8 protein-coding genes are annotated in these 9131 nt (G+C 53.7%); 1 reads left to right on the top strand and 7 read right to left on the bottom strand.

Annotated features, from left to right (window positions below):
• Positions 1-426: 426 nt before the first annotated feature.
• From J2Z49_RS11010 to J2Z49_RS10985, 6 genes are all read right to left on the bottom strand, one after another.
• Complete coding sequence (locus tag J2Z49_RS11010) at positions 427-873, bottom strand: GNAT family N-acetyltransferase (protein WP_307403013.1); 447 nt, start codon at positions 871-873, stop codon at positions 427-429.
• A 21-nt stretch (positions 874-894) separates the two neighbouring features.
• Positions 895-1389, bottom strand: a complete 495-nt coding sequence (locus J2Z49_RS11005) for an Lrp/AsnC family transcriptional regulator (protein ID WP_307403012.1) — start codon at positions 1387-1389, stop codon at positions 895-897.
• Positions 1390-1646: 257 nt separating this feature from the next.
• Complete coding sequence (locus J2Z49_RS11000; protein WP_307403011.1) at positions 1647-2678, bottom strand: IS4 family transposase; 1032 nt, start codon at positions 2676-2678, stop codon at positions 1647-1649.
• A gap of 700 nt (positions 2679-3378) precedes the next feature.
• Positions 3379-4236: a carbon-nitrogen hydrolase family protein gene (locus J2Z49_RS10995; RefSeq protein WP_307403010.1), complete on the bottom strand. Its 858-nt coding sequence runs from the start codon at positions 4234-4236 to the stop codon at positions 3379-3381.
• 63 nt (positions 4237-4299) lie between these two features.
• Complete coding sequence (locus J2Z49_RS10990; RefSeq protein ID WP_307403009.1) at positions 4300-5277, bottom strand: GTPase; 978 nt, start codon at positions 5275-5277, stop codon at positions 4300-4302.
• A 138-nt stretch (positions 5278-5415) separates the two neighbouring features.
• Entirely contained in the window at positions 5416-7872 is a 2457-nt protein-coding gene (locus J2Z49_RS10985) for a DNA internalization-related competence protein ComEC/Rec2 (protein WP_307403008.1), read from the bottom strand.
• 188 nt (positions 7873-8060) lie between these two features.
• Between J2Z49_RS10985 and J2Z49_RS10980 the strand changes: the two genes are divergently transcribed.
• The gene (locus tag J2Z49_RS10980; protein ID WP_307403007.1) at positions 8061-8303 is read left to right on the top strand and encodes an alpha/beta-type small acid-soluble spore protein; all 243 of its coding nucleotides are present in this window, start codon (positions 8061-8063) and stop codon (positions 8301-8303) included.
• Positions 8304-8381: 78 nt separating this feature from the next.
• On the opposite strand, the gene J2Z49_RS10975 is transcribed toward J2Z49_RS10980, so the two are convergent.
• Positions 8382-9095, bottom strand: coding sequence for a lytic transglycosylase domain-containing protein (locus tag J2Z49_RS10975; RefSeq protein WP_307403006.1), 714 nt, complete (start codon positions 9093-9095; stop codon positions 8382-8384).
• Positions 9096-9131: the final 36 nt, after the last annotated feature.

Genomic DNA, 9131 nt, shown 5'->3' with positions numbered 1-9131 from the left:
CACAGTATCATTTTGTCTACCACGGCTTCCAGGGTGGATCAGTTTGACAATATCACAGGGGCTAAAAATGGATCAGTTTTATAGTAGCAAATACACGCCCTCGCTCTCCGGCAAATTTATTATAACCGTACCCGCCGGAGAAAGGCTCCTATGCTCGTTCTCCGGTCCCTGCAAACCGTAAAATTCTGCAGCAAGCTTCCGTTGGAATAGATGATACCGCAGAACAGAAAAACGCCTTCCGCAGGACTGCTCCCTGACAAAAGGCGTCTTCGCCGCAGTGATACAACTGCGTATCACATATTTGCAATTAACATTTAGATAACGCTTTGTTTGTTTAAGCTTATATTATCACAACAAAACAGTAAAGTCAACTACTATTCGAAAACAATTTTGCCTTTTAATTATGCATTTGTTTGGAGCCGGGAACTACAGTATATAGCGCCAGCAGTCCATATTGGACATTTGAAATCCCTGGGATCTGTAAAACTCCCGGGCCGGCCTGTTGTCCTTATCAGCCAGCAAGGTAATCCTGCCGTAGCCCTCTTTCCGGGCTAGGTCTTTAATGGCTTCCATAAAATAACTACCCAGTCCTTTTCTCCTTTCTTCTTTTTTAATAATAAAATCTTCCAGTAAAATGACTTTGCATCCCATTGCCGTGCTTATTGTAATAAGGAGGTTGGCCATACCCAGAACCTCCTGGTCTCTTTTCAGCAGCAAAAGGGAACCGTATTGGGGATTATCCAGAATCAACTCCAGTCCTTTTTTTTGCTTTTCCCAATCGGGAGTAAAGTCCTTCTCCAGGTCAAAAAGTTCCTGCAGCAGCAGGCACATTTGCTCAATATCCTCCTTGCCGGCCTTACTTATGATTAACACACTTCTTCCCTCCGCTTTCTGTTATCCTTGTGGGGCGCCCTGGATGTCATTGATCACCCGGTACAGATCGATTCCGCACTTCTCCACCGGCGAGGAGAGGACCACCATCGTCTCAGCCCGCTGAAAACCATAAACCTGATCAATTTTATTGAAGAGGATGCGCTGAAGGTCCTCGTTGTCCTTCGCCCGTACTTTGACAAGGTAATCATAACGCCCCGTCACGACATGGATTTCCTCCACCTCGGTAAGCTGCTGCAACTCCTCAATCGTCCGGTACGCCTCTTTTCCCTGAATGGTGATCAAACCTACGATGGCAGTTACCTGATAACCGATGCGTTGGGCATTGACCCGGGCATGAAAACCTTCGATGACGCCGCTCTCCATGAGCTTTCGGATTCTTTCATGCACGGTGACACGTGAAACACCAACCCGGGTAGCGATTTCCTGGTAAGAAGAGCGGGCATTCTCCTGGAGGGTTTTCAGGATTGCTAAATCAACAGCATCCAGCGCTTGCACATGTATCATCCTTTTTCCTGATCTTCAACCATAATTTGTTGCTTTGCCGTTTTTAATACAATTCCTGTTTTCCCTTCCGGTAAAAAAAAGGTCCTTCACAGGACACAGCCGCCCTGAAGAAAGCACCTTTGCTTCCTGATTACAGATCCTTGACTGGGTAACAATATTCCAGTTTGGCTTTATAGATTTGTTATAGATTATACGAATTAAGTTGTCAAGGGGTTGACACTCTCAGGTATCCCCACCTTTTGTGCCTGCTACATTCCGCTGTAAGCTATCTCGGGCCAGGCATTGAATACCCAGGGGCATCGGCCCCTTCGTCCGCTCGACCAGGAACGAAAAATATAGTACCCCACACGCCAAAGTCCCAGAGTCCGCTTTCGCTCTGTGTTAGCCATCAGCCGCCGGTGCAGCTGTCTTTTTTCGGCCCAATCACCCAACACAGTTAGCAAGTAGTAAGCGTACGCTATCAGAAGAAAAAGACGGTTATAACGCATCGCCGCCCTCAAAACTAGCCCCCGTAACCGAAAACCAGCCCGCTCGTTCTTTAAGTCCCGGAAAAATTCCTCGATCTCCATACGCCGTGCATACCAGTCGGCAATGCGTTCGGCACGCGCTTCGACAACGTTGGTGACCAGCAACCAGGGTTCTTTCTGCCCCGGCTTAAAACGCACCACCAGCCGTACTGGCCAGCGTACCTGCTTCTGGTAATAAACCAGGCCCAAATCCTTTTGCGTTCCCGGCAACGCCTTTAACTTACTCAGTACCCCAGTGTAGCTTTCCCATTCCACCCAAACGTTTCCCTGCGCCCGAATTACATACTTGAACCCTAAAGCCTCTAATCTCTGCAAAAAACTCACCCGGGCAAAGCCGCGGTCCGCCAAAATTATCACTTCGCAGTGCGCAGGTAGGACCTGCCGTAATTTGGCTACAAAACGATCCTCGATGCGGTTCTGGTTGGCCGTAAGTTGTTCCTTGGCAACCACTTGCCACCATACCGGCAGTGCCCGGTCTCGGGTAACCACTCCGGCTACCAGTGCCTGATGGGCACCATCATGAAGGTCCGTCCAGTCAATGGCTACGAACACCCGTTCCTTTGCCCCCACTATGGCTCCGGCCAGCGGGCGCGCGCATTTATCCACCTGCAGCCGACGGTTGCCCAAAAAACGGTCTACTCTCTTGATGCGGTGCTTCTCCGCCGCCGGCCCGGGTAAGGCCCGTCCTAAAGATGCTACCCCTAGCCGGGGCAAGCGTAAAAGTCCATACACCAGCACCGCCAGAGTTTTCACTTGGGTCTTGTGTATTCCGGTCAACCATGTTATAAATAAAGCAACAAACCGATTGAGGCCCATCAAGGATTCTCCCCCTTTGCTGTTTTTGCCCTTTAACAGCCATTATTCGGGGGAGAATCCTTTTTTCCTGCCCTTTTCGCTTAATATCTCCTTCTAAAAACTGGGGATCACTCAGGTTGACACTAGCGCGCATCAAGTCGTTCCAGGACGTTTCTTCTCCTGGCGTAATTGGCCGCACTATTAAATTGCTCAAATTCACATAAGCTGGTTGGTTGTTGTTTTTGCTCACGTTACTCATGAGCAAAATTTCGCAAAATAAAAAGTCAGACACTATCCGGTAATCAGCCGCGTTTTCAGTGATATTTTACTTTGACGAGTTCCTGAAAGTAGCGGGCCTCCAGATGCCCCAAAGCCGTTGTCCAGCAGGTAGAGTGCCAGAACCATTGCAATTGTAGCAACTCTTATGGCCCCGTGGTTAGAATAAACGTAACAGATGAGCCCCGTTTATTCTATTATCCCCACCGGAGCAGTACCAACTCACAGAAATTATACGACGGCGGAGTTCGATCGAGTGCTGGTTTGCGCTCCTAAAAGAACATCCGGTCATGGACAAAATGACCCGCCGTGGGATTGACAAGGCCTTTTAGATAACCGGGTTATCAACTTATAACTTATCTATGCAGTTATGTCATGGAGGCTATTCACTGTAATACTTCCGGCAAATACTCTCCCTGTTTGACCGCACGTCCTCCAGGTAGGGCCATCTCTGGCGAACCTTGTTCACCCGGGACAGATCCAGGTCGAAGTAATATACCCCCGGTTCCCGGCCACAGGATAACAGGGTATACCCGTCGGGATAGGCCACAAAACTTTCTCCCCGCACTTCCCGGCCGTCGGGGTAGCTGGTGGCGGTATTGTTGGCTGCAACCACAAAAACAGTGTTCTCACAGGCCCGGGTGATGCCAACGCTTTGCCAGAGGGGCATCCGGGCAACCGGGATATTGGCCGGGTTCAAGATTAACAATGCCCCCCTTAAGGCCAGGTTGCGCACTATTTCCGGGTACATGATATCCACACACACCGCCACACCGAGAGGTGTGCCCCGGTGCTCGATCACCGGTAATAAACTGCCGGGCTTTACATAGTTCCTTTCGCCAATGGCCTGGGAGGGGAACTGTTTTTCAAAGAAAACGGGGGCGGACAGTTCGCCGCCCAGGATCATGCCCCGGGAAAATATGCCTCCCTCCGCCCGGACATACTGAGCGCCGGACACAAACACGGGAGTGGGAGATGGGCCCCCGGCAACATGAGAACCATCCGGGATATACCCCCCGGACTTGCCCCGGAAGAGGATGGCTCCGTGGAATAATTTAATAATGATCTCCTGGTAATCATCCCAGTCAATCACTGTTGCTCCCAGCCAGTCCTCCGGCAGCAAAACCACATCTACGTCCGCGGTAATTTTATCCAAAAACTTATACATTTGCACGATGTTCTGTTCAAGATCTGTTCTATCCCTGGGGAATTGAACAATGGCCAGCTTTAAAGAGGACATTTTTTCCCTCCTTAGTGTAAATCGTGGCTGGCGTAGAGTTTTACCGGTGTTGGCTTAATCTTCTTATACCAGCAGCTCCACAATATCCCTGTCCTGCAAGACATATTCCTTCGGCACACTCTGACCGGGGAAACGGGCCGACCCCCAGATGCGTGCTCCACGCAAGGTTTTCAAAAAATCCTTGTGAATGTTCCCGGCCAGATCCAGAATATTGCTGCCGCGGGGTAAAATAAAGGGGCGGGTGAGGTCGGGCTCTTTGCCCGGGGACCTGGTAAAAACGCGAATAACCTCCAGGGCTGAAAACAGCCTGGTTTTAAGCTGTTCCAGGTTGAGACCTGTTGCGGCAGAAACCGGTAAAATTTCCAGGTGGGGCGGCAACAGTTCTTGCAGCAGTGAAAGATTTTCCCTTCCCTCGGGCTGTTCAGCTTTGTTAGCAACTATGATCAACCGGTGAGGAGGTACGGCCCTGACCCCGGGAGGAATCTCGCTGCGGATGATTTTGCGTTCGTTCAGCAGTAGCAGGGAATTTTCCAATTGATCTATACAGTCACCGGCGCAACTGTCGATCACCAGCAACAGAGCGTCGGCGTTGCGCAGCAAACCGGCCAGCCCTGGGGGGAATCCTTCGGCGGTAAGAGGCGGGGTGTCAACCATCTGGACGTAAACTTCCTCGTAAGGCATCATGCCGCTAAAAGGAATGGTAGTGGTAAAGGGGTAGTCCGCCACCTTCACCCTGGCTCTGGTTAGCGCCCCAACGAGAGCTGATTTGCCGCTATTGGGATAACCCACCAGGGCCACCTGCCCGGCTCCCTGTTTTTCAATATGAAAGGGGTCGTGCCGGCTGAGGGTGGCTTTCTTTTGACCTTCTTCCCGCAAACGGGCCAGCCGCCGTTTAATGTCAGCCTGAAGCTTCTCCGTACCCTTGTGCTTGGGGATTACGGCCAGCATTTCTTCCAGAGCGGCGATTTTTTCCTCAACGGTGGTGGCATTGCGAAAAGCTTCTTCCGCAGCGTGATACTGGGGGGTTAGGTTGGCAGGCACTGGCTATTCCCCCTTCTTAAAAATAGTATTAAAAACGGTTTGGCTTCAGTTTAGCTTAAAAACCGGGATAAGGCAATCCGGGGATGTTTGGGGGGGGCACACGATTTGCTTTAAAACTTGACCCGGCACCAAACCCCCTCAAGCCGCCCGGCGCTGGCGGCCTGTCCTGACAAAGATGTGCTTGCCGTCGATCCTCAAGATAACCGCCCCATCCAGGTCGGTGCGGTAAACCCGCACCGGCATCCGGGCCAGGCGTTCCAGCGTTTCCGGGGCGGGGTGCCCGAAATTGTTATGCCGCCCTACGGAAATCACCGCTACATCCGGGTGTGTTTTTTCCAGAAAAGAAGGTAGGAGGTAACGGCTGCCGTGGTGGGGTATTTTGAGCACGGTACAGCCCAGATTGACGCCTGCATCCATGAGGGCCTGCTGGGCTTCCACCTCAATATCCCCGGTAAGCAGCAGCACTTCTTCCCCGTAACAAAGGCGCAGCACCAGGGAGGCGTTATTCAAATCAGACCGGGTGCCGGAAAGCAGCGGGCGGGGCGGCCCCAGTACCTGGATATCCAGGGCCGGGTCCAGGTGCAGGCGATCCCCGGCCCCCGTTACCTTCACAGGCACACCCCGGGCGGCCAGTCCGGCAATAAGAGTGCTATAGGTTAAAGGGACTTTGTCGGAAGACTGGGAATGAGCCCCAGCAGATACGGGGGGATTCCCCGTTCCGCCCACCGGTGACGCCAGGACCAAATCAACCGGAAAAGCCTCGATCACTGCCTTCATTCCCCCCGCGTGATCCTCGTGGGGATGGGTGATCACCAGCACGTCCAGGCGCCTGACACCCAGCCGGCGCAGGTAGGGCACCACCACCTTCTCCCCGGCCCCTTCCCCCGAGTCCAATTCCCCCGGCCAGCCCCCGGCATCCACCAGCATGTTTTTGCCGCCGGGAGTCTGGACGAGAATACTGTCCCCCTGGCCCACATCGATGAAATGGACCACCAGCTGGTTTTCCCCGGGACTTTTAAAGAGAAAAATAGATATCAAAAGTCCTCCGCCCATGAAAGCCACCGGCAATAAGCGGTGATGGCGGCTGAAAAATTGGCGCAAAGCGGCCCGGCCGTCGTTTGAGACAAGCAAAACTCCCAAAAACAAAAGGGGATACCAGGCCACCACCAGGAAAAAAGGCGGCGTGGGAACATAGATTACCGAACCGGGCAAGACCCGGCAGAAGGAAACCAGGCCCATGAAAAGATCCAGGAGCATGGAGGTGTTGATATTAATCAAACCGGCCAGGGCGGGAATAACCAGGCCCAGGAGAGCAGCCGCCGTACCCAGGGCAAGGATCAACCCCGTGAGAGGAACTGCCGCCAGATTGGTCAATAAAGATACCAGGGAAATCAAATTGTAGTACCAGGCTATCAGGGGCAGGGTGGCCAGCTGGGCAGCCAGGGAAACCCAGAGGGCCCCCCTTAACCACGTATGCCGGATGATATTTTTTAACAACCCGTCCAGCGCCGGTCCCAGGTAGAGGATGCCCCAGGTGGCAGTAAAGGAAAGCTGAAAGCCAATGTCGTAAAGGGAGAGGGGTTTGACCATGAGGCTGACCAGGGCGGCCACGGCCAGGGTGGTAGGCCAGTCCCTTGCCCGGCCCAGGTGGTGGGCCCAGAGAAACATGAGGGCCATGAGGGTGGAACGGGTCACCGCCGGACCCAAACCACATAAGGTGGCGTAAAGGATCAATATCGCGGTAACAATAGGAGCGGTAAGAAAAAGGGGCACGCGCAGCAACCTGACCAGGGCCAGTACCCCTGCCAGAACGAGGCCCACGTGCAGGCCGCTGACGCTCAAGATGTGAACCACACCGGATTCACTGAAAAGCTGCCAGGTCTTCCGGTCTATCTGCCCCTGGCTGCCAAAGACAATTCCGTTTAAAAGGGCCGCTTTCTCCGGCGGCAGGGTAGCCCGGCCGACCGTGAGGAGTTTTTCCTTAACCCGCAGAACCGCCCGCACCACCGGGTGCCCGCCCACCCCAAGCTTCTGAATGGAAGCGGGATCCCGCACCATAAGGACCGCACCGGCACCCCGGCGGGCCAGGTAAGCGCGATAGTCAAACTCCCCGGGATTGCCCGGGTCCAAAGGCCGGTTAAGCAAACCATGCAGGAGCAAACGATCCCCGTAGGAATAAACCGGCCCGGGCGCGGCGGCCCGCACAAGTACCAGCGCCTGGAGCTCCCGGGCCTCCCGGCCCAGGGAAATCCTCTGCACATCCAGCCAGTAGTAAACCCGGTCCGAACGGACATCCGCCTCCTGGCTGACGGTGCCCTCCAGGGTCACCCAGTGTCCGGCATATTCATCAAGGACGGGGTTGACACGGCCAGCCGCCAAAGTAGCCCAGGCGAAACCCAGGGCCAGGAACAGGCTTAAAATAACCCACCGGTTAAAAGACCAGTGAAAAAAATACCCCAGCACGGCCGCGAAAAACAGGGCACCACAAATCAATAGGGCCGTGTTGGGGGACAACCCCCAACTGCCCGCCAGGAAGATGCCGGCTGCAAAAGCCAGGGTCAAATACACCAGGGGCCTGGAAACCAACAACAACACCCCAAAATGACAGATAGTAACAAGGGAATTGTTCGCCACTGGGTTCCATCTTCCTGTCGCGCTAAAACAAAAGAGGCTACGACCTGCACTACCTTGTCAACAGCCTTACTCGTTGTATGGTATTAACGCAATTAGTTCTTGTATACGCAATCAGACGATTGAGGCATCCTAATCTCAGGGGTGATCTAATGGGTCATAAGAAGGACAACGACAAGCTGCGTACGGAAAGGCAACTGGATAGGCTTAAGTGGGAGACGGCCAGGGAACTGGGCCTGGAGGATGATCTGGCCAATGCCGGGGATGAGTTGACCGTGCGGGAAGCGGGGAAAATTGGCGGAAACATGGTACGTAAACTTGTTAAGGCCGGGGAAGAGGCGCTGGCCGAAGAAGGGGATCGCAAAGCCCGGCTGAACCTTCAAGATGACTTTTAGGTAGTGGTTAGATCTAAAATCTGCCAGTTGGAAGGCATATAAAACGTTTGAACCCGGCTTAACAGCCGGGTTGCTTTTTTACACCAAAAACTCATGTCTTGCAGCAGCTACCCGCTGCAGGTATTGCTGCGTTTCGCGGTAGGGAGGAATGCCGCCGTAGCGCTGCACCGCCCCCGGGCCGGCGTTATAGGCCGCCAGGGCCAGGTTGACATTGCCTCCGAAACGCTCCAGCAGGGATTTCAAATAACGGGCGCCCCCCTCCAGGTTTTCCCGGGGGTCCCACGGGTTCCGCACTCCCAGAGCCGTAGCCGTGGCGGGCATGAGCTGCATCAACCCCTGCGCCCCGGCGGGGGAAAGGGCGAAGGCATTGAACCCCGATTCCACCTTGACCACCGCCTTGAGCAACGCCGGTTCTAAACCGTACTTTTTAGCCACATCGTTGATCAGGGCATCGAACCCACCGGCATCGGCCGCTCGACTATTGTTGTTAGTGGCAGGAAAATAACGCTGCCCGTTCTCCTCCTGTGACAGCAAGGAGTTAAAAACAACCCACAGGGACGTTAAAAGTTCCCTGTTGCCTGCTGCCAGTAAAAAGAAAGGCAACAGCAACTCCGTGATATTTTTGTCATCTATCTGTTTGCTCTTCCCGTCCATCGTATTGCCGGCGGAAGATTCCAGCGCTGCTGCCAGCAGCAGGGCAAAGGACTGCCGGGGAGTATTGAGAGTCCCTATCGGGAAACCGACCTGCCTGTTACTGATTTGAGGAAACGGGTTTACCAGGGGGACAAACATTGATTTTTCCTCCATTTGTTCCTCGTAATAACGGAA

The sequence above is a fragment of the Desulfofundulus luciae genome (assembly GCF_030813795.1).
GTDB classification, from domain to species: domain Bacteria; phylum Bacillota; class Desulfotomaculia; order Desulfotomaculales; family Desulfovirgulaceae; genus Desulfofundulus; species Desulfofundulus luciae.
The sequence above is the reverse complement of the archived record's forward strand: the minus strand, read 5'-3'. Positions and strand labels throughout refer to the sequence as shown.